This is a genomic window from Thermaurantimonas sp. (genome assembly GCF_046299575.1).
Classification (GTDB): domain Bacteria; phylum Bacteroidota; class Bacteroidia; order Flavobacteriales; family Schleiferiaceae; genus Thermaurantimonas.
The window spans coordinates 55,317-78,035 of the sequence record NZ_JBKBHX010000001.1 but is presented as its reverse complement, the minus strand read 5'-3'; the positions used below and the strand labels follow the sequence as shown (position 1 = coordinate 78,035).

The window sequence follows — 22,719 nt, the reverse complement described above, 5'->3', positions numbered from 1 at the left end:
CCTGAAATATGGAAAATGCTGAAAACGAGCTTACCTACACCGCTGCAATAGACGAATTGCAAACCATAGCCGATCAGCTGGAACAGGAAGACATCGACCCGGATAAAATGGTAAAGCTTATACAAAGAGCAGAATTTCTCGTCAATTTTTGTAAAAAAAAGTTATCAGAAACGGAAAAAACCGTTCAGGAAATACTATCGAAACTGCAGAATACCGATCAGGAAACCTTACCCTTTTAATCCGTAAATTTTGAAAGATGTCGCTCGAAGTACAGAAGGTTACAAAGATTTACGGCACACAGCGTGCCCTTGATCAGGTGAGTTTTAAAGTTAAAAAAGGAGAAATCGTTGGCTTTTTAGGCCCAAATGGGGCAGGAAAAAGCACCATGATGAAAATTCTCACTGGTTTTATTCCGGCTACTGAGGGATATGCAGCTGTCGACGGGCTCGACGTAAATCAACACAGCATCGAAGTAAGAAAAAAAATTGGCTATCTGCCTGAGCACAATCCTCTGTACCTCGACATGTATGTTCGCGAATTTCTCTACTTTATGGCCAGTCTTCAGAAAGTATCTAAAACCCGTGTAGAGGAAATGATCGAAAAGACAGGCCTGACTCCTGAAGCTCATAAGCGCATAGGTCAACTTTCAAAAGGGTATCGCCAACGCGTTGGTTTGGCACATGCTCTCATACACGATCCTGAAGTCTTGATCCTCGACGAACCAACCACAGGCCTCGATCCAAACCAAATCGTTGAAATTCGCCAACTCATTAAAGAACTGGGGCGCTCTAAGACCGTAATGCTCTCCACACATATCATGCAAGAGGTAGAGATCCTCTGCGACAGAGTAATCATTATTAACAAGGGAAAAATAGTGGCCGATACCACCACCGAAGCTCTTAAACAAGCCACTGGTCGCCAGACGCTGGTCGTTCAGCTCGAAAAAGAGGTCAGTGCTGCCTGGTTTAAGTCTATAGACGGTGTGCTTAAGGTGAAGCGCGAAGCAAATCACTGGCACATCGATACAGACGCCAAAAAGGATTTGAGAAAAGCCATTTTTGAAAAAGCTGTGGTTACTGAAAATGCCATTCTCAGCATTCAACATAAGGATGTAAGACTCGAGGATGTTTTCAGACTGCTAACACTGTCCGAAAAACAACCTCAAGCTTAAATAACTGTATTTAATTTAAGAGTCTGTCAATCACATAAAACCCAGCGGAGGCCCTGTAGCGCATGTCTTTATAATATTCAAACAAGCGGTCGATTTCAGCTTTTACTTTCTCAAAGCCAATCTCTTTTCCCCAGGCGATCAAGCCCTTGGGATAGTTCGCTCCATACATCATCGCTTCATCTACAGCCTGTGCATCGGCTATTTGCAAATAGACAGCATCCACTGCCTCATTGATAAGCATGCTCAGTATGCGAAAGAAAATCGCATGACTTTTTGATTCATCGGGAGCTTGACTTAGTTCAAACGGATTTGGAAGGCTGTAATCGTAGAACCCTTTCCCAACCTTGCGACCAAGGCGGCCTGATTCCATCATTCGCTGTTGCAACAGAGAGGGTCTGTAGCGTGGGTCATAATAGAGCTGCTCAAACACAGAATAGCTCACCGAAAAATTCACATCCAGACCGATAAAGTCCATCAGCTCGAAAGGTCCCATCCGAAAGCCACCCAGCGTCTTCATGATGTGATCGATCTCGGCCGGTGTAGCCAGTCCTTCTTCAGCGATCCGAAGAGCCTCACCATAAAAAGGTCGAGCTACTCGATTCACAATAAATCCAGGTGTATCCTTAGCTAAAGCAGGTACTTTACCCCAATTTTTCATCAGGTCTTTTAAGCTATCAACGATGGTCATTGAGGTGTTGATACCTGGTATTATTTCCACGAGCTTCATTATTGTAGCAGGATTGAAAAAGTGAAGCCCAATAAATCTTTCCGGACGTGTAAATACACTGCTTAATCGATTTATGCTCAAACTTGAGGTATTGGAAGCTATAATGCAGGTATCTGATACAACTTTTTCAATCTGACTAAATAGCGTCTTTTTTGCCTCAAAGTTTTCTACAATGGCTTCGATTAGTAGTGAGCTATCTGATAAATTTTTAAGTTGATCAGTGTAATGAATTCTCTTGATTATTTCCAGGGAAGAAATATTATTTAGTTTGCCCTTTTCAGTCAATTTCACTAAGTTGTCTTCAATGATTTTTTTCGCTTTATCTAAATTACTTTGGTGAATGTCATAAAAGAGCACATTATATCCTTTTTGTGCGGCTAATTGTGCGATGCCAATACCCATTGTACCAGCACCTGCTATACCTATTGAATTTATTTTCATATTTATCTTTTCAGAGGTTTAAAAGCTGGAAGAATTACATGAAATGTCGTACCTTTTCCCAATTCACTTTCAAATAAAATTCTTCCCTTATTTTTTTCTACAAATTCTTTTACAAGGGCAAGACCAAGTCCTGAACCTTTCTCGCCAAATGTGCCTAAAGTTGACTTAGTTAAAAAGGTAAATAATTTTTCTTTGTTTTCATCACTGATACCAATACCATTGTCTCGAATAGAGATTTGAATTTCATCATTTGGAAGAATTATTGATTCGATTATTATTTCTCCGTTCATGTGCGAAAATTTGATGGCATTAGAGAGCAAATTTCGAAGAATAAAGTACAAACTATTGCTATCACAATATACAATAGTGTTTTCCAGATTTTCTTTAATTACTGTAATCTTCTTTTCATTGATGTTAAGTTCTAATCCCTGTAAAACTTTATCAATAATTTTTTTAAGATATATGGGTTCGAATTCTACTGAAAGTCCCTTCATTTGACTTGATGACCATACCAATAGATTGCTCAACAATTCCGAGGCATTTTTTAAACTAATATTAAGCAATTTGAGATAGTCCTTCAATTCTTGCAACGAAAGTGAATCTATGCTTTCATATAATAAATCTGCTATAGAAAGACTATTGTGCAATGGATTTTTAAGGTCGTGGGCTATAATGGTAAAAAATTTATTTTTTATAGAATTGGCTTCTTCTAACTGTTCAATGAGTTTTTGATTTTTAATTTCTTTGATTTTAAGTTCAGTAATATCTCTTGAGCTGCCAATAATTATAGTTCTTTCTGATTTTGCAATGACAATTTTTTTTTAGTGAGGTTAACCAATATTTAGCACCAGCCGGCAATTCTAAATATTCTTCATATGTAATGACTTCATTGGAATTCAACGCTTTTAAATAATTCTCCTCAATTTTTTTCCCCAGCTCAGGACCTACTAAATCAACTGGAGTTTTATTGTGAATGGCTTCGAAGGTGATTCTGGTTTCAAGTCTGTGTTTTTTATTGTTTGTAATATATCTAAATTGATTATTCTTGTATTCCACAATAAAGATGGCATCACTTGAGTGATGGAAGATGTTCTCGTAAAAAAATTTTATTTCATTGATTTCATCGAATTCTTGTAAGGTTATTTCTCTTTCAATATTCAGACTTATATCTAATAAGTCACCAAAATTGGAATATCTTAATTTGAATATAATCTCAGGATATTTTTTTCCTGAAAAATAAAAAACTCCAATAGGAGACGTTTCAACGTTTGATATAAACATTTCAAAAAAACTTTTATCAAATCCGAAATTCTTTTCGAGAGCTTTGTATGAAACAGGCCCATTGAATAAAGATAATTCTTTTATGAATTCAATACTTGAGTCATTCCATTCTTCGACTATGAAGTCTACAATGTTTCCCTCGGAATTTCTAAGAAGTTTTACTTTATACTTTAAAGTAACATTTGGGATTTTATCCATCTTCAACTTTTTAAATGAATTTATGCATGAATAAACTTTGAAATTTTAGATGTTATTTCGTCTTTGGTGTAAGGTTTAGGTATGTAATCATCAAATCCTTCTTTTAAAAATTTTTCTTCGTCATTGGCTAATGCATAGGCGGTAAGGGCAATGACCGGCGTTTTTGAGTATTTGGGATATTTTTTGATTTCTTTCATTGCCTGTATACCGTCCATACCTTTTCCGAGATTAATATCCATTAGCACCAGATCAAAATCTTTTTGCCTTATCCATTTTAAACCTTCTTCGGCATTGTCAGCTAAGGTAATATTGTATTTCTTACCTAAGCTTATTTGAAGTAATTTTTGATTTAGATAATTGTCTTCTACATAGAGAATGTTGTTTCCTTGTTTTTTTGTTATAGAAATTTCAGGCTTTTCAAATTTTACTTTTGCGTTGGGAATTTCTATCGTAAAAGTACTCCCTTCATTTACTCTACTTTCTACGCGAATATTGCCTTTAAGTAAATTCACTAATTTTCTTACAATGCTTAACCCGATACCTGAGCCTTCGTAATGTCTGTTATAACCTTCACTCAACTGTTTAAAGTCATCAAAACATTCATCTATTTTATCTTCAGGTATCCCGATTCCAGTATCTTTTACTGAAATTCTACATAAGTCTTCTGTCACTTCATACGATATTTCTATTTTACCTTTATCTGTAAATTTTATAGCATTCGAAAGCAATTGTTTTACTATAGTCTCTAATTTTTTGATATCAGTAAAAAATTTTATTTCAGGGGCTACCTCACCAGTTAGGTGTATTTTCAATTGTTTCGCTTTTGCTTTGTAATAAGAGGCATCACACAGCGATTTAAGTGTGTGATAAATATCAATTTCTTGTATTTCAACACTGTTATTTTCAGAAGTAAGTAATGTGAAGTCGTTTATATTATTTAAAGTTTCGACCATCCTATTGGCTGACTCTGATAAGCTCTCTAAATACATTTGTGCTTCTTCACTTAAATCTGTGTATTTCAATAAATCCGTAAAACCTATAATGCCCGTCAATGGTGTACGTAATTCATGCGAAAGATTTTCTAAAAATACTTTTCTCTGTTTATCGATTTCATGTAGGCTTTTTAATGAATTTTCCAAATTCTTTAAATGAATTTGCTCTTCTGTTACGTCGATTATCTGATAAGAAATAAGTGAAGTGTTAATTGCTTGTTTATAAATATGAAAGTAAATGTTCTTGTCATTCAGACTTATTTCTATAGTAGGTTTATCACTTTGCAAATATTTTTTAATGAATTCATCAGTATTTATCTTAGCAGTTTTCAGCAGATTATTAAAGGATTGATTTTCATAAATACGTTCATTCTTTAAACAGATTAGCGTTGGAATCTGACTTTTATCTACTATCTGTTTGAAGAGTTCTGTATTCATAGTTTTACTTTTTTCGTTCAAACATTAATCTCAATTTTATAGGGACAGTGATCGCTATGATTTACATCAGATAAAATTTTTACGCTTTCGAGCTGATCTTTCAACGCAGGAGTGAGCATTTGATAATCAATTCGCCATCCTTTGTTTTTTGCCCGTGCCCCTGCTCTATAAGTCCACCAGGTATACTGATGTGGTTCTTGATTAAGCACTCGGAAGGAATCTACCCATCCGTGTTCTACAAACCGATCGAACCATTCTCTCTCCTCGGGTAAAAAGCCGCTGCTTTTGGCATTGCGAATAGGATCGTGAATGTCTATTGGTTTGTGACAAATGTTAAAATCTCCAGCCAAAATGATGTTGGCATATCTGGATTTTAAAGTATCGGTGTACTTTAAAAAATCTTCTAAAAATTTCATTTTAACATCCTGGCGCTCGTCGCCACTGCTGCCTGAAGGTATATAAATCGATACAAGAGTAAAAGTATCGTATTCATTGAGTAAAATTCTGCCTTCTTTGTCGATGTAATCGATTCCACAGCCTTTAATGGTAGATTTAGGATGAGGTTTTGACAAAATGGCTACTCCTGAGTAGCCTTTCTTCTCAGCTTCATGCCACTGTATGTTATAGCCGAGTTGTTCAAAGGGTGAAAAGTCAATTTGCGAGGCATCAGCTTTAATCTCCTGCAAACAAAGAATATCGGGATTTTCCTTTTTTAGCCAGTCTAAAAAGCCTTTGTTGATCGCTGCTCTTATGCCATTTACATTATAAGTAATTATATTCATCCAAAATCCGTTAGTTTGTAGTACACAAATTCGAGCGAAGATAGTCTTTTGAATGAATAGATGGGGATTGATTTTATCATGTTTCGTTGTGACAAAAGTTCTTTTTGTCACGGTTTCTGCTCAAAATATCAATCCTCGTTTTGTTTCTCAGGTCTATAAGTTAGCGGCAGAAGATACACTGAAACTTCCAGAAAGAACCTATCTTCCTTCCCTTCAAATTTCTGTAAAAAGTTCTTATTCAGATAGTTGTCTTGCGGTGCTGGATTCGGGATTTGCTTATTGGAACCGTTGTGAAGCTTTGGAAGTTGAAATATCGTATTACCTATTGCCTGATAGGTTTTTAGCATCGGTAGAGGGGCTTGATCGCAAAAAAATTGTGTCCAAAGCTTCACTGGATAGGGCTGACGAACGCGAAGCGATAGTCGTAAAATCTACCAATAGACTTTTTGAATCTGACTTTGCGGGAATTTCTCGCACAGGAGCTATAAGTAGGGCTGTTCGGGTAGGATCTAACCAAAGCGCTGTGCTGAATTCGACACTCGATTTACAGATATCGGGCACCTTGCCTGATAGTACAACAATTAAGGCCTCCATTGCGGATAATCGGGTACCCATTCAGCCAGATGGATACTCACAACAGTTGCGCGACATCGACCGGATTTACATGGAAGTGTCTCATCCCAATAGAGGTAAACTGGTGGCAGGTGATTACTCAATCGCCAATTCAGATCATTACTTTCTGACTTTTGATCGTCGTGTGACGGGGATTGGAATTTCAACTCATCAGAGTGTAAATAAATCTTCCTTTCAGCTCTCTGGTGAGCTCAATGGTGCTGCATCCAGGGGAATTTTTGCCAGAAATTCGTTTATGGGGCAAGAGGGCAATCAAGGGCCTTATAAGCTTTTTGGGAACAACAATGAGCTTTTTATCGTCATCGTATCAGGTAGCGAGCGCGTTTATATCGATGGTCATTTGCTCACACGTGGTCAGGAGAATGACTATGTGATCGATTATAACGCTGGTGAGATCACCTTCACCGCGCTTCGCCCCATAACTCGAGACAGAAGAATTGTGGTTGAGTTTCAGTACACTACTTTGCTCTATCTGCGTACAGTAGGCTATGCTAAAGCTGGAATTTCGAAAAAAAGATTAAAGGCTGAGATAGTTCACTACCAAGAGTCGGACAGTCGAAATCAAACTCTGTTTCAAGACCTTACTGACCAGGAAAAAATGATATTGGCACAGGCAGGAACTGATTTGAATCAAATGCAGATCCCAACGGCAGTTGCAGTGTCTTACGTAAGCGATGAAATCTTGTATGAAAAAGTGGCAATGCCTGGATTTGGGGATGTTTTTGTGTATTCTCGCGACTCTACCAGGCAATTGTATCGAGTGCAGTTTAGCTTCGTTGGTCAGGGCAAAGGCAACTATGTGCAAGCTAATAAAACGCTCAACGGTAGAGTGTACGAATGGATAGCTCCGGTAAATGGACAGCCTCAGGGAAGCTATGAGCCTGTAAAACAACTCATTCCGCCTCAAGCGCTGAGGATATCGTCTTTAAAAACAACTTTTGATGGCGAAAGAATGGGCAATATTGAACTACAGCTGGCTGCCAGTCAGAAAGATGTAAATCGTTATTCCCTTAGTGAGTCTCAAACATATGGTCTTGCACTAAGAGCCAAACATGGGTTTCATCAGAAAATTGGTAAAACTCTTTATAAGTCTCAAGCCTTTGTTGACTGGATGCAGTCAACTTTTACAACTGTTGAGCGCGTAAGACAAGTGGAATTTCAGCGCGATTGGGCATTAACTTCTGCTACAGGGTCTGAGAATCAGTTTTTAATGGCTGTTTCTATAGGCCTCGAAATGGATTCTACTCTTCAAATGCAGGCAGAATATTCACTCCTGAACCAAGGCAGTGAACAGAGGAATAAAGTGTCGGCCGAAGTTGGTTCAAAAACTAAATTTTTAAATTTTACAAGCAGAATTTCAGTGCTTTCTATTTCAGGAAATCAGAGTCGAGGTTCTTTTTTTCGGCAAAATGGGGATGTGCGCTTTTTGCTGTTAAAAGCACTTGCAATGGGTGTACGGACAGATGTGGAGCGAAATGTGAGAAGTTTTCAGTCAGCTTTAGTCGATGGTTCCTATCAATTTTATTATGCTGAGCCTTATGTAAGGATATCAGATAAACGAGCGAATTATTTGGAGCTTTTTACAATTGTTCGTACGGACGATACTGTATATAATCAGGTAATCCTGAATGCCGCCCGATCGCATGGCGCCGGAGTGCGCACCGATTGGCGCTGGAGTTCGAATGTGCAAGTGAATTCCTCACTTCTTTACAGAAAAATTGATTTTCAAGAAGTTGTAAACCAACAAGATTTTGCAGCGTACACCGGACGTATTAGGCTGCAGCAGCGATGGTTGCGATCTTCTTTGCTGCTTAATACCTTTCTGGAAAGTGGCACCGGCACAGAACCCCGACGTATTTTCAGTTACATTGAGGTGCCGGCAGGCACAGGTACTCACACATGGATCGATTACAACGAAAATGGTATAAAGGAATTAGACGAATTTGAGCCGGCGCGGTTTCCGGCAGAGGCTCGCTACCTCCGCATATTTGCTCCGTCATCAGACTTTATAAGAGTAGAATTCAACAAGTTATCTCAATCTATCCTTTTCAATCCTGCAGTATTTTCACAAAAATTGACCGGAGGAATTGGCCGGTATTTAACGCGTTTTAGCATACAGTCAACCTTGCAATATGACAGTCGCAGGCAGCTGAACAACAACGTCAACAAATTATTTTACTTATCCGCTCTGAATGCTTCAGATACTGCTGTCTTAGGTGCTTTTAACCAGCAGCGACACACCTTGTTTTTTGACCGAAGCAAAAACAAATTTGGATGGGATATCTCTTATTTAACCAACTCAACTGCGAATTTGCTTTCGTTTGGCATTGAGGAAGTACGAAAAACAGAGCATCCATTCAACGTTCGCTGGAGAGTACTGCCACCAATTATTGCGCGCTTCACCTTTAATATTGGCCAACGGGAGAATATTTCTCAGAATTTTGTCAATCGAAATTTTTCTTTCCGGGAAATATTATTCAATCCAAAACTGGAATTTCAACCCAATGAACGGTATCGCTTGAGCATCGGGATAGAGCGCAGCTTAAAAACTTCGCAGCAAGCTATGCTCAGTTCATGGCGCCTTTTAACTGAAAATTACTTAGCTTCAGCCTCTTCCTATGCCATTACTTCTACTGTACAATGGGTGCGAAATGCCTTCACGGGCGAGGCTAATTCACCTCTTGGTTTTTCAATGCTCGAGGGCCTACAGGCAGGCGACAATGTAATTGTAAACCTTCAAATACAAAGAAATCTCGCTACAGGTCTGCAGATTAGTCTGACCTATGAAGCCCGATGGGGACAACAAATGACGTTCATACAAAACGGTGCAGTTCAATTAAAAGCCTTTTTTTAATCAGCCCTTATTTATAGGGATATACTTGACCAGACTAAAATATATAGTAAGATATCGCGTAAAATGGCTGAACCTACATTTGCACTTCATAATAAGCGTTAATACACTGAAAATGCTGATTGTTTATCACAACCCGCGCTGTGCAAAGAGCAGAGAAGCGATAAAATGGCTTGAAGAGCGAAACATTCCCTTTCAAATCAAGCGTTATCTCGATGAGCCGCTTACCTTCGAGGAGGTAGAGAAACTGGTAGAACTTGCCGGCTTTCACACCATCGATATCATGCGCACCAATGAGCAAGTTTGGAAAAAGAAATATGCTGAGTTGGAACTCGACGACAATGAGCTGATCTACGCCATCATCGAAGATCCAATTCTTATGCAGCGCCCAATTGTATATAATCCTGAAAAAGACTTAGCCGTAATAGCCAGGCCGGCTGATAAGATTCAAGAAATACTGTGAAAGATCGCGACGAACTGGAGCGTATTCTGAAATATTTTTCCTCACTTAAAGAGGAACAGATACAAAAATTTGCAAACCTTAAAGCGCTCTATGTCGATTGGAATGCGCGCATCAACGTGATCTCGCGCAAAGACATGGATAATTTTTACCTCCATCACGTACTTCATAGTTTAGCCATTGCCCGATACACATCATTTTTCGAGGGAGCTTCGGTAATGGACGTAGGAACTGGTGGCGGTTTTCCTGGAATTCCTTTGGCAATTGTATTTCCAGAGGTCGAATTTCATTTAGTAGATTCCATTGGCAAGAAGATTAGAGTTGTTCAGGAAGTAGCAAGTGCTCTTAGCTTAGAAAATGTGGTAGCTACTCAAGCGCGAGCAGAAGGAGTAAAGAAAAGCTTCAATTACATCGTGAGTCGAGCGGTTACTTCTTTGCCAGAGTTTGCTAAGTGGGTTAAGGGAAAATTGGTGAAGAATAATCCTGCAGGCATGTTGCCACCTTCTGTACTGTATTTAAAAGGAGGTGATATATCCCCAGAATTAGTACCACCGGTTAAAGTATTGGAGGTTAAAAATGTGTCGGAATGGTTTGAAGAACCGTTTTTTGAAACGAAAAAGCTCGTAGTCTTTCAAGTATAGCAAATGCCAATAGGCACTAAAAAGTATCTTTGGCCGTTGAGTATTCTAAAAACAAGATTCTTGAAGAAAATTATTTCAATTGCAATTCTACTTTTTTTGTTTAGAAATTTAGACGCTCAAGTCATACGAAAATACAGCAACGAATTTCTGAACATCGGAGCAGGGGCAAGGGCTATAGGTATGGCAGGAGCTGTGATTGCTTCTGTTGAAGGGGTAGAGGCGGGTTATTGGAATCCCGCTGGTCTTGTACATGGCGATTTTACCTACGACGCTGCCTTGATGCATGCCTCATGGTTTGCTTCCATTGCGAATTACGATTACTTGGCTTTAGCCTATCAGGCGAAAGGCTCGCCGTATCGAGTAGGGCTATCGCTTTTAAGATTTGCTGTCGATGATATTCAAAATACACTGAATCTGGTAGATGATCAAGGTCAGGTGGACTATAGCCGAATTACGCGATTTTCAGCTTCTGATTACGCGTTGATTGGCCACTTTGCTCTGCCCATCGAGCGTTTTAATAACATGTTTTTGGGCTTTAACACAAAACTGATTTACAGAAACATCGGCCCATTCGCAAATGCTTACGGATTTGGCTTCGATGTGGGTATACACTACAGGCCTGGCGATTGGATGTTTTCAGCTATACTAAAAGATGTGACTACCACATTTAACTTCTGGACTTTTGACAATAATCTTTTAACAGGTGCTTTCGAGCAAACAGGTAATGAACTTCCAGAAGAAAATTTTGAACTTACGCCTCCTTCGCTCACGCTTGGTGTAGCCAGATATATAAAAATAAACGATGATTTTGGAATTTTACCCGAAATAAATGGGTTATTATCAGCAGGTCAACTATCTGGGATTAATTTGGGAAATGTATTGACAATTAATCCGGCTTTAGGGGTAGAGGCTGACTACAGGAGGTGGATTTTTCTGCGAATAGGTGCAGGTCGTTGGCAGCGTACAACCACCTTCGCCGGTGGCCAACAGTGGATGTTTAGCCCATCTTTAGGATTAGGCTTAGCTTTTGGAAGAGTAAAAGTCGATTATGCATTATCGAATCTTGTATCCTTTGAAAGTGCTTTACTAAGTCATATATTTAGTTTGCGTTTTTCAGTTTTAAAAAAGTGACTTTGTGCGTTTAAAAAAACAAAACCCCTTGCAGAGCAAGGGGTTTTGTTAAGTTGCTGATTAGGGTATTAAATTTTGAAATACTTTTTAATGGCATCTACATAGTTCAGCTCTTCCCAGGTGAAGAGTTTTACCTCTTTTTTGAGTTCTAATGTGCCGTTATGATCGGGTTTACGGAACGTTTTAATTACAGTCTGAGGCTGTCGTCCCATGTGGCCGTAGGCGGCTGTTTCGCTGTAGATGGGTGACCGCAATCCGAGCCGCTTTTCGATTTCGTATGGGCGCATGTCAAAGATGGCTTCTACGCCTTCGGCGATTTTCTGGTCAGTGAGGCCATGCTTAGCCGTGCCGTATGTATTCACAAAAATGTTCACAGGTCGGGCAATGCCGATAGCATACGATACCTGTACCAGGATTTCGTCGGCTACCCCGGCAGCTACGAGGTTTTTGGCAATGTGGCGGCAGGCATAGGCAGCAGATCGGTCCACTTTTGAGGGGTCTTTGCCACTGAAAGCACCACCGCCGTGAGCACCCTTTCCGCCGTAGGTATCGACGATGATCTTACGACCGGTAAGTCCGGTATCGCCGTGAGGTCCTCCAATTACGAATTTGCCCGTCGGGTTTATGTGGTAGATGATGTCATTTGTAAAGAGTTTCTGAAGCTCAGAGGTGAGCTGGGCTTTGACACGCGGAATGAGAATTTCGATGATGTCTTTTCTGATTACTTCCTGCATACGAGCTTCAGAATCAAACTCATCGTGCTGTGTACTGATGACGATGGTGTGAATTTTTTCAGGTCGGTTGTCGTCGCTATACTGGATGGTCACCTGGCTCTTGGCGTCAGGACGCAGGTACGTCATCATACGGCCTTCTTTACGGATGGCAGCCAGCTCAATCAGCAGGCGATGGCTCAAGTCGAGTGCCAGAGGCATGTAGTTGGCTGTTTCGTTGGTGGCATAGCCAAACATCATTCCTTGGTCGCCGGCCCCTTGCTCTTCGGGCGTACCGCGCTCCACTCCCTGGTTGATGTCGGGGCTTTGCTCATGTATAGCTGTGAGGATGCCGCAGGAGTTGGCCTCAAACATGTACTCGCTCTTGGTATAGCCAATCCGGCGGATGGTGTCGCGCACGATGGTCTGGATGTCGATATAGGTGTTGGTCTTCACTTCGCCGGCTACAATCACCTGGCCGGTAGTAACGAGGGTTTCGCAAGCGACTTTGCTGTCGGGGTCAAAGGCCAGAAAATGGTCAAGGATCGCATCCGAAATCTGATCGGCTACTTTGTCGGGATGTCCTTCACTTACGGATTCGGAGGTAAACAGATAAGGCATTTTTAACGAATTTTTTGGGGTTAAACATTTGATTGCGTGGTGATTGAACTGTCTAAACCCCTAAAACGCCTTGTACAGAACTTCGATTGGATGACCGGGTACTGTTTTAGCATTTTTTAGTGTGGTTGCAATCAGTTCAAATCTGTCCACATTTTCAGAGGCGAAAGTATTTTGCTTTGTTCGATAATTCAAAATGCCACATCTGATTTCGAAAAAATAACAAATATTTATGTATTAGTATGAAAATATTGCAAAATAATCACTAGATATCTGTCTTTTTCAAATCATTTACTTAGGTGTCGTCTTTTTCAGTTTCTTACCGCAATTCCTCCTAGAAGTGCGCTTCCTTTTAATAAGATTGTGGCGGATGGTTGCGTAGTACTGTAGAAACGCTTGTCGTCCACATCGCCCATTATCGCCTGCACCTCTGAAACAAGCTTTACATTATGCGGCAGTATGATTTTAACACTACCGAGCAGTGAATTTACCTCGAGTAGAACAGTGCCTTCGATTACCGAATTTCTGAGATTCAGATCAACATTTGCCAGCATACAATTGATAACTCCACCTTTGAAGGTTTGGAGATCAAGAGATTTTTTGATTCCGCTGAGCATAGCGTCAATTTTCACCACACCTTCGGCAGATACATCATCGATTGCATTGGCCAACTCATTATATGCAGTAGATGATTTCCTTTTGAAAATTGTTTTTAGCAATAGGATGACCCCAATAGCAATTAATACAACGGGAATCAGATACTTCCCCAAGCTAAGTGTGGTGTAATCGTTTAATATAAATATAACACCAACCACCAAAGGAATGAGATAATTTAAATCCATAAAATTGGACTTAATCCCGATATAGAGACCTACAATGATAAGAAGCATCTGCCAACTGAAAAGCCAGGATGGTATGTATATACCTGAAACTTTGAGCATCCATACAATGCCTATGGCAATGATCAAAAGTCCGGGGAAAAGTCCTGAAAACGAACGCGAAGAAGTCATAATGTGTTGATTTTGTTTCAAAAGTAATAGCATGAGTTAGTATTCATACTAAGAAATTTGAAGTAAATAATTTTAGGTTATCTACACTACATACTCTATTGAAATGTGACTCGATGAGATGTACAATCATCCGGAGTCAGTCATGGTGAAATTCAACACATCGACTGGTTTGTTAAAAACTGTTCGGTGTACCTTTGTTCGAAAATTTGACGAAATTGAGACTACTGTTTGCACTTTCATCTTTAATAATTTCCACTTCCTTACAGGCGCAAATTCTACACACCACAGTTACCCCAAATGTAATCGACCGCGACACGCTCCTTTTGATAGACCTTGACCAGGATACTGTACCAGACTTTGCCATTCGAACACAGTTTAACCGAATGGAAAACAACGCTGTGTACGATGTCATTTCCGTGACGCCTCTTGGTCAGCAGGGGCATCGGGTGGCGGGTACGACTCCTACAGTATTCCCGTATGCAAGCCGTTTTGGATTCAATGAGTTTATTGGTCCAGAGACTCCATTTTTAAATCCCGAAATTGAAGGTGGAATGTCGTTTGTGCGAAACGGGCAGTTTCTCTTTAACGACCCCTGGAACGGCGGAGCTACCGACGAATTTTTAGGCTTTGCCTTGCGCAAAAATGGCAATACACACTACGGCTGGGCGAAAGTAGATGTAGGCAACGACGGCAAATCAGTAACTCTGAAAGAATTTGCTGTGAATCTCACCCCTAGTGCGCCAATCAATACAAATCGCTTTTTCAGCATTCCTGAAAATCCTTTGCGCGACCTGGTCATCTGGCAAAGTTCCGGAATGGTGTACCTGAGATTACCTGAAAATCAGGGTAGGGTAGAGGTGCAATTGACCGATATTCAGGGTCGAATACTGCGCTCAGAGTACTTTTTCGGCACACAACACAGCATCCCGATGAACCTGCCGACAGGCGTATATCTACTGTTGGTTAAAAAAGACAACGTTTACGTTACCAGAAAAATACAATATTCCCCGGTATGGCATTGATTGTATCCATCTCAGGTGTTCGTGGCACCATCGGAGGTCGCCCCGGCGATAACCTGACACCCGTTGATATTGTGGCGTTTGCATCGGCCTATGGCCAATGGCTCAAACGTCAAACCAATGGTCGCTCTCCTCATGTGGTGATCGGGCGTGATGCCCGGCCGTCCGGCGAAATGGTATCGGCATTGGTTGTCAATACCCTGATAGCTAGCGGAATTAATGTTACTGACCTCGGGCTAAGCACCACGCCCACGGTGGAGGTGGCCGTGCCAAAGCACAAAGCAGATGGGGGTATCATCATTACCGCATCACATAATCCTGTAATTTGGAATGCCTTAAAACTATTGAATTACAAAGGCGAATTTATTAGCGCTGCCGATGGCAATGAACTGTTGGCCATGATCAAGGCAGGTGATTTTGCCTTTGCTGACGTCCATTCGCTGGGAAAAGTGCAGAATTACCCTCATGCGATTGAAGACCATATTGATGAGCTACTCAAAAGACCTGAAATCGACCGTGAAGCTATCTCTAAAGCGGGATTTACCGTAGCTGTAGATGCCGTAAATAGCACAGGAGGTTTAGCTATACCTTTGTTGCTAAATGCTTTAGGGGTAAAAAGTATAAAAAAGCTCTATTGCGAACCTACAGGATGGTTTCCCCACAATCCTGAGCCGCTGAAGGAGCACCTGGGTGAAATCATGAACTTGGTAAAAACCGAGAAATGTGACCTTGGCATTGTGGTGGACCCCGATGTGGACCGCCTGGCGCTGATCGACGAAAACGGCGAAATGTTTGGCGAAGAGTACACCCTGGTGGCTGTGGCCGACTATCTGCTGTCGCTGCAGAGTGGGCCTACGGTTTCTAACCTGTCTTCGTCACGGGCATTAGCCGATGTAACCAGCTCATACAATGCAGAATATCATGCAGCAGCTGTGGGCGAAGTAAATGTGGTCGAAAAGATGAAAGCCGTAGGCGCTCGTATTGGCGGTGAGGGCAACGGCGGTGTGATCTGGCCTGACTTTCACTATGGCCGCGACGCTTTGGCAGGTGTAGCCTTAATATTGACACATTTAGCCAAAACAGGTCTTAAACTCTCACAACTCCGGGCGAAATATCCGGCTTATTTCATGAGTAAAAACAAGATCGAGCTGCAGCCCGGTATGGATACAGCCGTACTGCTGAAAAAAATCGAAGAAAAATATCGGGGCGAACGCCTGACAACCATCGATGGGGTGAAGATTGACTTGCCAGACAGCTGGGTGCATCTGCGCAGATCGAATACAGAGCCCATCATACGCATCTACACGGAGGCCAAAACTCAACATGAAGCGGACGCTCTTGCTGAGCGCTTTGTATCAGAGCTGAAAGCTTTGATATAAATGAATGATAGGCAACTTGTGGTCATCATCGGCGCTCAGAAAAGTGGTACCTCCACGCTGTACGAGTGGCTTCGCGCTCAACACGGCATCGTGCCATCCATCGAAAAAGAGCTGCACTACTTTGATTTTCACTATCAGAAAGGAAAAGAATATTACCTCAGTAGGTTTGAAAACCGGGAAGGAGCACTCCTGCTGGAGGCAAGTCCGATGTATCTATTCCATCCTCATGTACCCAAACGGATGCATGCGCAATTTTCCGATGCAAAGCTGATCGTACTGCTCCGGAATCCAGTGGACAGAGCTTGGTCGCAGTACCGAATGAATGTACGCCGGGGCATTGAAAAGCTTGGATTTCAGGCGGCTCTAAGATTTGAAAAACTGCGGATGCTGGCATCATCGGCTGATGTGCCAGAGTCAAGGTTTCAGAACTACAGCTATGCACAGCGGGGTCTGTATTCCCTACAAATCAGCCGATGGTTAAGGTACTTCTCTCGAAATCAGTTGTTTATAGCCGTGTATGAACATTTTTTTGCCAACCCGAATCAGGGACTTGATAATTTGGAGAAATTTCTATGTATCAAATTGTCTGACAGAGAAATAACAAAATATTCGTACAACACAGGAGAAGGATACATCATTTCTGATGAGTTAAGAATCAAAATATCAAGCATATTTGCAAAAGAGGTGCAGAAGCTGAAGCACCTGATCACCCCTGATTTCGGAGATTTTGAGAGCTGGAGAATTTCATAATACCCCGGATAACATCGGATTGCTTCAGGCCCTTCGAGAGGTGCTGGAGATGCGAGGGGCCATATTGGCCTTTGGATGGCGCGACTTAAAAGTGCGGTACATGCACACCTTCCTGGGCTGGGGCTGGATGCTGCTTCCGGCTTTGCTCCTTCTACTGCCCGCATTAATGCTTCAGATTCGGTTTGGGATTAATCATGAAAATCTATCCCTTTGGCTCACCGCGCTTAGCGGTCATATTTTAAGCGCAGGGCTAATACAGCAGTTAGCGCCATTATGGATTAACAACAAACATTTTTTGCTAAAAATCCGTTTGCCGGTGCTTTTTTTGCCGGTGAGCCGACTCATCGTACTCCTGCCCGAGTGGGCGTTGTACTCCTTTGTCCTTATTGGTTTGGGGATGTATTCGGGTTTATCGGTTGAGTTTGTGTTCTTGCAATGGCTTGTTGTACAGCTGTTCGTAATTTTTGGATTTTCGGCAGGCTTAATTTTATGTGCGCTCAGCGGCCGACTGCGCGATGTACTGCACGCAGTACCTGTATTGATACAGGGCCAGCTATTGATCGTCGTATTGTACTTACTTAAAGGCGAAGATTTGGGAATATTAACTTGGTTAGAATGGTTGCCGCCGGTATCATTTATCCGAATTGTCAAAGATTCTGAAGGAACTGTCCTGGTCGCACTGAGTACACTTGTTTTATTTCTGTTCTCGGCATTTGCCTATGTAAAAGTATCAAAAAATGCACTTGAGCGCATCTGAGAAAAATTGGGTCATCCGGGCCGAGAGAGTCAGAAAGTTCTATGAATTTGACGACCGCAGTCGGCTTGATGCTCTTTCCGATGTTTCATTTACTCTGCCTGAAGGAAGCAGCACTGCGCTCATTGGGGGCAATGGCAGCGGAAAGTCCACGTTGCTCAAGCTCATTGCAGGAATCCTCCAACCTTCCGAAGGACGTGTGATTACACGAGGGCGTGTGGCATCCCTGCTCGATCTTGGGGCGGGTTTTCACCCGGAACTGACAGGCCGCGAAAACATTTTTTTCTATGGCCGTCTCCAGGGGCTTTCTGAAGATGAAATCCGAAATCTGTTGCCTGAAATTAAGGCATTTGCTGATATCGGGGAGTTTACAGAAAGACCACTGAAATATTACAGCCACGGCATGTATCTCAGGCTGGCATTTGCTACGGCCATTCACATGCCTTTTGACATTCTGCTCATCGATGAAATCCTGGCCGTAGGTGACGCAGCCTTTCAGCAGCGCAGCATCGAACGGCTGCGAGCCGTACGTTCAGGTGGCGAAAAAACCTTGGTAGTTGTAAGTCATCAAATGAATCTCTTAGGGCAGTTGTGCGATCAGGCTATCTGGCTTTCTAAAGGCAAAGTTGTGGAAATGGGACCTATTGATAATGTTGTAACCAACTATTTGCAATCAGAGCAAACTAAAACAGGATATATAAAAAATGGCTGTATAACCGATGTATCGTGCATTTGGGACAGAGAGGCCGCTACCTACATTACCGGAGAAGAGGCAAATCTGATTTTGAAAATACAAACGACCCAGGTCATCACAGGTCTCCAAATCCGCATCAATCTTTTCGATGCTAACTCCACATTCATCACGCATTTGGACGCAGGATTTGAATCAGATACCCTGATGAGTTTGAAAAAAGGTTTAAATACCATTCAAATACATATTCCCCGGCTCACGCTCTTTCCGGGCAATTACTTCTGTAGGGTGAGTATGTATGCCAATGATCAACTTCTCTACAGGCAGATGGCCACAGCTTTTTTTCAGGTGAAAAATCAGGATTGGCTAAAAATGATAAACGCCCATACGACACTGCGCACGGGCGTTTACTTGAAACATTACTTTAAAATTAATCCTGAATCGTAAGCAAATTATTCTACCATCACCACTAGCACTCGGGTAATGCTCCAGAAGGCTTTCGGATCGGTGATGACCAGGCCGGTCACGCGTTTGCCTTCGCGCTCTATGGAATAGCTGCCTTGTGGATGTTCAGAGATGATTTTCACACCTTTGGCATCGAGATCGATTCGGCTTAGCTGGCGAATGTCGCCCACAGTAAATAAGGATTGATCGGCTGAGCTGGAAACCGTTTTAACGCGACCTATGCCGAGAAAACCACCCTGGCTGTCGATTATGCCCTTGTCTTTCAGATTTCTGCGGGTATCAACGATGTAGTAGCAGCGATTCAGTTCAGCTTCTTTAGCGCTGATGGTGCGCTGACTTTCTTCGGTAATAATCTGCACTTTGCGAGAGAGTTGGCGTATGGTTTCGTCGCGCTCCTCAATGGCTTTGGTCAGTTGTGCGATGGTGGCTTCGCGCTCTTCAATTTGTTTTTTAAGCGATTCCACGAGTTTAGAGAGTTGAGCATTTTGCGCTTTGCTGGCAGAGAGTTGTTGGTTAAGGCGTGAAATTTTTGCTTTGGATTCTTCAATGATGCTATTTAAATCCTGAATGTCTTTGATTACAGCGTCTTTCATCGAAACAAAACGGTCGCCTGTTGTGCTTTCGGCTACTCTCAGTCTGCCTTCTTTTTCGCGAATTACATTGAGATTTTCCTGGATTTCGAGCATGGCATTGGTGAAGTTTTCAATAGTGCTGTCTTGCTCGCGGGCGCGCTGTTCAAGTTCAGCTTTCTCAGCTTTTAATGTTTCAATTTCTTGTTTTAGTTCACTGTTACAAGAGGCAAGAAACAACCCCATAATCAGGGCGAAAATGAACCTTATCATTATGTGTAAATTTTTGTTCAAATGTATTTGGACAAAACAAGATAATGCAATTAATTATTTGAATTTTTTGTAAATTCTATTCTTTTTCTGAAGTCAAATAATAATATTTTTCTTTAAAATTTCAATCAGAAAACAGATCTCTTAAACCAATCAATCGATTTACGGATTTATTTGTATGTATGCCTACCATGTACTAAATACCTTTGCAACATGGTTTCTGTTCAGCAGCTCACGGTCGAATATCCATCGAAAACACTTTTTAAAGATATCAATTTTCTGGTCAATCCGGGTGAAAAAATTGGTTTAGCAGGTCGGAATGGTGCCGGAAAATCTACTTTGCTCAAAATCATTGCGGGCGAGATGAGTCCACACTCAGGCACAGTGGCAAAGCCGCGCGGTATTTCTATCGGTTATCTGCCACAAATTCTGCCATTACCATCCGGAAAAACAGTGAAACAAGAGGCTGAAACTGCCTTAGATGACATTCGAAAGATTCAGGCTGAAATAGATCACATCAATGAAGCTCTGGCTACTCGTACCGACTACGACAGTGAGGAGTTTATGCAGCTCGTTCAGAGGGTATCAGATCTCACGCACGAATTCCAAATAGCGGGTGGGTACGAAGCTGAGGGCAAAGTGGAGAAAATACTCAAAGGACTTGGCTTTACCGACAATGACCTCAACCGACAGCTCGACACCTTCAGCGGTGGATGGCGTATGCGTGTAGAGCTGGCCAAAATTTTGCTCAAACCGCATCAGCTAATGCTGATGGACGAGCCTACAAACCATCTCGATCTGCAGTCGATACTTTGGTTGGAAAATTTTCTGAAAAACAGTGATCGTGCCTTATTGCTCATCAGTCACGATAAAACCTTTCTCGACAACGTTACTACACGTACCATTGAGATTGCAGGGGGCAAGATTTACGATTATCCGGTGCCGTATTCCAAGTTTGTAGAGCTGCGCAAAGAGCGTATTGAGCACCAGCAGCTTCAGCGCAAAAATCAGGAAAAAGAAATCAGAGAAACCCAGCAACTGATTGACCGATTCAGGGCTAAAGCAACAAAGGCGGCATTTGCACAGAGCTTAATAAAGCGACTCGATAAAATTGAACTCATCGAAGTCGATACCGAAGACACCCGGACGATGTATTTTCGCTTTCCTCCTGCACCTCGCAGTGGTAAAGTGGTGCTAAAGGCCGAAAATGTCTCAATGGCTTTTGGAGAAAAAACCGTTTTGAAAAACGTGAATTTCGAAATAGAGCGCGGTGAGCGGGTGGCATTTGTGGGTAAAAACGGACAGGGTAAAACCACGATGGTGCGCATGATTCTGGGCGAACTTCAAGGTGGTGGAACACTGACAATTGGCCACAATGTGCAAATTGGCTACTATGCTCAAGAACAACACCTCACCCATGACGCCGACCGCACACTGCTCGAAGTAATTGAAAATGCAGCTCCAGACGAGCTGCGCCCGCGGGCCAGGTCATTGCTCGGCGCTTTTATGTTTTCCGGCGATGAGGTGTACAAAAAAGTAAAGGTGTTATCGGGTGGCGAGCGAGGCCGCTTGGCACTATGTAAACTCTTGCTTCAACCTTCGAATTTGCTCGTGCTCGACGAGCCTACCAATCACCTTGACATCGCTAGTAAAAATGTCTTGAAGCAAGCTTTGCTTGACTTTGAGGGCACTATCGTGCTGGTGAGCCACGACCGGGATTTTCTCCAGGGTCTGGCGACTAAGGTTTTTGAATTTCAAGGAGGTACTGTAAAGGAATGGCTGGGAGACATCGACAGCTTCCTTGCTGAAAAGCAAAGAGAGACTTTCAGAGATTACGAAAGCAAACCTTCAACCCTCTTTTCAGAAAAGAAACCATTTGAGGAAACATCTTCAAAAACTATTGAAAAACAAACCGTAGGCAATAAAAACGAGCAGAAAAGGCTTCAGCAAAAGATTGAAAAAATCGAAACAGAAATTCACGCTTCGGAACAGCTCGTTCAACAATTAGAAGAAAAGCTCACTAATCCTGAAATATTCGTTACCTCGGAGGGTGTGGAACTTCTAAATCAATACGAAACCACTAAAAAACTTCTTGAGTCGCTTATGCAGCAGTGGGAAGAACTTACCGATGCACTTGAGAAGATTCAAATACAATAAAAAAGACCTTCCAATTTCATAGATTGGAAAGTATTAAAGTCTCAACGTCGAATTATTTCGCTTGGGCTTTCAGTAAATCTCGGATTTCGGCCAATAATTTTTCTTCGTTCGATGGCTCGGGAGGAGCAGCCGGAGCCTGAGCAGGCGCTTCCTGCTTTCTTTTAATTTGATTAACCCCTTTAATGAGCAGAAAAATCGCAAAGGCTATGATTGTAAAGTCGATAACGTTTTGAATAAAAGCTCCATAATTGAGGGTTACGGCCGGGGCTTCTTCAGTAGCTTCTTTCAGGGTGACGGCAAAATCCTTGAAGTCTATACCTCCGAGCAGCAAACCAAGTGGAGGCATCAAAACATCGCCCACAAAGGAGCTTACAATCTTTCCAAAAGCTCCGCCAATGACCACACCCACAGCCAGGTCAAGCACACTGCCGCGCATGGCAAACTCTCTGAATTCTTTGATAAATGACATGTTTTGATTTTTTAATTTGGCTTCAAAAGTAACCTTTTTTCCAAATTGCAAATTTTTTTATTAAAAATCCTCGCATTATCGCCAATCTATATTTGTCGTGAATTTCAATGGA

At 41.8% G+C, this 22,719-nt stretch carries 21 protein-coding genes; 12 read left to right on the top strand and 9 right to left on the bottom strand.

Translation table 11 applies throughout. The annotated features are described in order from the left end of the window. The first annotated feature begins 8 nt into the window (after positions 1–8). Together xseB and gldA are read left to right on the top strand one after the other, a co-directional pair. Positions 9–239: an exodeoxyribonuclease VII small subunit gene (gene xseB / locus ACK4EX_RS00345; RefSeq protein WP_409768537.1), complete on the top strand. Its 231-nt coding sequence runs from the start codon at positions 9–11 to the stop codon at positions 237–239. A gap of 17 nt (positions 240–256) precedes the next feature. Continuing rightward, the gene (gene gldA / locus ACK4EX_RS00340; RefSeq protein ID WP_409768534.1) at positions 257–1,171 is read left to right on the top strand and encodes a gliding motility-associated ABC transporter ATP-binding subunit GldA; all 915 of its coding nucleotides are present in this window, start codon (positions 257–259) and stop codon (positions 1,169–1,171) included. A 10-nt stretch (positions 1,172–1,181) separates the two neighbouring features. On the opposite strand, the gene ACK4EX_RS00335 is transcribed toward gldA, so the two are convergent. The 5 genes from ACK4EX_RS00335 to ACK4EX_RS00315 all read right to left on the bottom strand — a co-directional run bounded on the left by ACK4EX_RS00335 (position 1,182) and on the right by ACK4EX_RS00315 (position 6,030). Continuing rightward, complete coding sequence (locus ACK4EX_RS00335) at positions 1,182–2,339, bottom strand: 3-hydroxyacyl-CoA dehydrogenase NAD-binding domain-containing protein (protein ID WP_409768532.1); 1,158 nt, start codon at positions 2,337–2,339, stop codon at positions 1,182–1,184. A 2-nt stretch (positions 2,340–2,341) separates the two neighbouring features. Then, on the bottom strand, positions 2,342–3,034 hold the full coding sequence (locus ACK4EX_RS00330) for a sensor histidine kinase (protein WP_409769399.1): 693 nt from the start codon (positions 3,032–3,034) through the stop codon (positions 2,342–2,344). 61 nt (positions 3,035–3,095) lie between these two features. After that, the gene (locus ACK4EX_RS00325) at positions 3,096–3,818 is read right to left on the bottom strand and encodes a hypothetical protein (protein ID WP_409768529.1); all 723 of its coding nucleotides are present in this window, start codon (positions 3,816–3,818) and stop codon (positions 3,096–3,098) included. 20 nt (positions 3,819–3,838) lie between these two features. After that, a complete protein-coding gene (locus tag ACK4EX_RS00320; protein WP_409768527.1) occupies positions 3,839–5,248 on the bottom strand; it encodes a hybrid sensor histidine kinase/response regulator in 1,410 nt (469 codons plus the stop codon). A 17-nt stretch (positions 5,249–5,265) separates the two neighbouring features. Further along, on the bottom strand, positions 5,266–6,030 hold the full coding sequence (locus ACK4EX_RS00315) for an exodeoxyribonuclease III (protein WP_409768524.1): 765 nt from the start codon (positions 6,028–6,030) through the stop codon (positions 5,266–5,268). Positions 6,031–6,118: 88 nt separating this feature from the next. Between ACK4EX_RS00315 and ACK4EX_RS00310 the strand changes: the two genes are divergently transcribed. The 4 genes from ACK4EX_RS00310 (at position 6,119) to ACK4EX_RS00295 (ending at position 11,746) form a co-directional block, all read left to right on the top strand. After that, entirely contained in the window at positions 6,119–9,517 is a 3,399-nt protein-coding gene (locus ACK4EX_RS00310; RefSeq protein ID WP_409768522.1) for a hypothetical protein, read from the top strand. A 112-nt stretch (positions 9,518–9,629) separates the two neighbouring features. Continuing rightward, complete coding sequence (locus ACK4EX_RS00305; protein ID WP_409768520.1) at positions 9,630–9,977, top strand: ArsC/Spx/MgsR family protein; 348 nt, start codon at positions 9,630–9,632, stop codon at positions 9,975–9,977. Beyond that, positions 9,974–10,615 carry a 16S rRNA (guanine(527)-N(7))-methyltransferase RsmG gene (gene rsmG / locus ACK4EX_RS00300; protein ID WP_409768518.1) on the top strand — a complete coding sequence of 214 codons (642 nt, stop codon included), beginning with the start codon at positions 9,974–9,976 and terminating at the stop codon, positions 10,613–10,615. The genes ACK4EX_RS00305 and rsmG overlap by 4 nt, the downstream gene beginning before the upstream one ends. 60 nt (positions 10,616–10,675) lie before the next feature. Next, positions 10,676–11,746: a hypothetical protein gene (locus ACK4EX_RS00295; protein WP_409768516.1), complete on the top strand. Its 1,071-nt coding sequence runs from the start codon at positions 10,676–10,678 to the stop codon at positions 11,744–11,746. A gap of 68 nt (positions 11,747–11,814) precedes the next feature. Here the strand turns inward: ACK4EX_RS00295 and metK are convergent, their stop codons facing one another. Both metK and ACK4EX_RS00285 read right to left on the bottom strand, forming a co-directional pair. Then, positions 11,815–13,077, bottom strand: coding sequence for a methionine adenosyltransferase (metK, locus tag ACK4EX_RS00290; RefSeq protein ID WP_409768513.1), 1,263 nt, complete (start codon positions 13,075–13,077; stop codon positions 11,815–11,817). Between the two features lie 308 nt (positions 13,078–13,385). Beyond that, positions 13,386–14,084 (bottom strand): LiaF transmembrane domain-containing protein, encoded by a 699-nt coding sequence (locus ACK4EX_RS00285; protein WP_409768510.1) that lies wholly within the window; start codon positions 14,082–14,084, stop codon positions 13,386–13,388. Between the two features lie 215 nt (positions 14,085–14,299). Here ACK4EX_RS00285 and ACK4EX_RS00280 point away from each other — a divergent pair, with 215 nt between their 5' ends. Genes ACK4EX_RS00280 through ACK4EX_RS00260 form a run of 5 tightly spaced genes read left to right on the top strand, consistent with a single transcriptional unit; the run spans position 14,300 to position 19,124 of the window. Next, a complete protein-coding gene (locus ACK4EX_RS00280; RefSeq protein WP_409768507.1) occupies positions 14,300–15,106 on the top strand; it encodes a T9SS type A sorting domain-containing protein in 807 nt (268 codons plus the stop codon). After that, positions 15,097–16,482, top strand: a complete 1,386-nt coding sequence (glmM, locus tag ACK4EX_RS00275; protein ID WP_409768505.1) for a phosphoglucosamine mutase — start codon at positions 15,097–15,099, stop codon at positions 16,480–16,482. Before ACK4EX_RS00280 ends, glmM begins: the two co-directional genes overlap by 10 nt. Then, complete coding sequence (locus ACK4EX_RS00270) at positions 16,483–17,232, top strand: sulfotransferase domain-containing protein (protein ID WP_409768502.1); 750 nt, start codon at positions 16,483–16,485, stop codon at positions 17,230–17,232. Beyond that, positions 17,210–17,989 (top strand): hypothetical protein, encoded by a 780-nt coding sequence (locus tag ACK4EX_RS00265; RefSeq protein WP_409768499.1) that lies wholly within the window; start codon positions 17,210–17,212, stop codon positions 17,987–17,989. The genes ACK4EX_RS00270 and ACK4EX_RS00265 overlap by 23 nt, the downstream gene beginning before the upstream one ends. Next, complete coding sequence (locus tag ACK4EX_RS00260) at positions 17,970–19,124, top strand: ABC transporter ATP-binding protein (protein ID WP_409768497.1); 1,155 nt, start codon at positions 17,970–17,972, stop codon at positions 19,122–19,124. Before ACK4EX_RS00265 ends, ACK4EX_RS00260 begins: the two co-directional genes overlap by 20 nt. Before the next feature lie 5 nt (positions 19,125–19,129). On the opposite strand, the gene ACK4EX_RS00255 is transcribed toward ACK4EX_RS00260, so the two are convergent. Then, positions 19,130–19,984, bottom strand: coding sequence for a hypothetical protein (locus tag ACK4EX_RS00255; protein WP_409768494.1), 855 nt, complete (start codon positions 19,982–19,984; stop codon positions 19,130–19,132). 210 nt (positions 19,985–20,194) lie between these two features. On the opposite strand from ACK4EX_RS00255, the gene ACK4EX_RS00250 reads away from it, so the two are divergent. Next, a complete protein-coding gene (locus ACK4EX_RS00250) occupies positions 20,195–22,138 on the top strand; it encodes an ABC-F family ATP-binding cassette domain-containing protein (RefSeq protein ID WP_409768491.1) in 1,944 nt (647 codons plus the stop codon). Between the two features lie 52 nt (positions 22,139–22,190). Here the strand turns inward: ACK4EX_RS00250 and mscL are convergent, their stop codons facing one another. Continuing rightward, positions 22,191–22,607 carry a large-conductance mechanosensitive channel protein MscL gene (mscL, locus tag ACK4EX_RS00245; protein WP_409768488.1) on the bottom strand — a complete coding sequence of 139 codons (417 nt, stop codon included), beginning with the start codon at positions 22,605–22,607 and terminating at the stop codon, positions 22,191–22,193. Positions 22,608–22,719: the final 112 nt, after the last annotated feature.

Excerpts from the sequence above, each read along its gene's own strand:
- xseB (WP_409768537.1), top strand. The coding sequence starts at position 9 with ATGGAAAATGCTGAAAACGAGCTTACCTACACCGCTGCAATAGACGAA.
- gldA (WP_409768534.1), top strand. The coding sequence starts at position 257 with ATGTCGCTCGAAGTACAGAAGGTTACAAAGATTTACGGCACACAGCGT.
- ACK4EX_RS00335 (WP_409768532.1), bottom strand. The coding sequence starts at position 2,339 with ATGAAAATAAATTCAATAGGTATAGCAGGTGCTGGTACAATGGGTATT.
- ACK4EX_RS00325 (WP_409768529.1), bottom strand. The coding sequence starts at position 3,818 with ATGGATAAAATCCCAAATGTTACTTTAAAGTATAAAGTAAAACTTCTT.
- ACK4EX_RS00320 (WP_409768527.1), bottom strand. The coding sequence starts at position 5,248 with ATGAATACAGAACTCTTCAAACAGATAGTAGATAAAAGTCAGATTCCA.
- ACK4EX_RS00315 (WP_409768524.1), bottom strand. The coding sequence starts at position 6,030 with ATGAATATAATTACTTATAATGTAAATGGCATAAGAGCAGCGATCAAC.
- ACK4EX_RS00305 (WP_409768520.1), top strand. The coding sequence starts at position 9,630 with ATGCTGATTGTTTATCACAACCCGCGCTGTGCAAAGAGCAGAGAAGCG.
- metK (WP_409768513.1), bottom strand. The coding sequence starts at position 13,077 with ATGCCTTATCTGTTTACCTCCGAATCCGTAAGTGAAGGACATCCCGAC.
- ACK4EX_RS00285 (WP_409768510.1), bottom strand. The coding sequence starts at position 14,084 with ATGACTTCTTCGCGTTCGTTTTCAGGACTTTTCCCCGGACTTTTGATC.
- glmM (WP_409768505.1), top strand. The coding sequence starts at position 15,097 with ATGGCATTGATTGTATCCATCTCAGGTGTTCGTGGCACCATCGGAGGT.
- ACK4EX_RS00270 (WP_409768502.1), top strand. The coding sequence starts at position 16,483 with ATGAATGATAGGCAACTTGTGGTCATCATCGGCGCTCAGAAAAGTGGT.
- ACK4EX_RS00260 (WP_409768497.1), top strand. The coding sequence starts at position 17,970 with ATGCACTTGAGCGCATCTGAGAAAAATTGGGTCATCCGGGCCGAGAGA.
- ACK4EX_RS00255 (WP_409768494.1), bottom strand. The coding sequence starts at position 19,984 with ATGATAAGGTTCATTTTCGCCCTGATTATGGGGTTGTTTCTTGCCTCT.
- ACK4EX_RS00250 (WP_409768491.1), top strand. The coding sequence starts at position 20,195 with ATGGTTTCTGTTCAGCAGCTCACGGTCGAATATCCATCGAAAACACTT.
- mscL (WP_409768488.1), bottom strand. The coding sequence starts at position 22,607 with ATGTCATTTATCAAAGAATTCAGAGAGTTTGCCATGCGCGGCAGTGTG.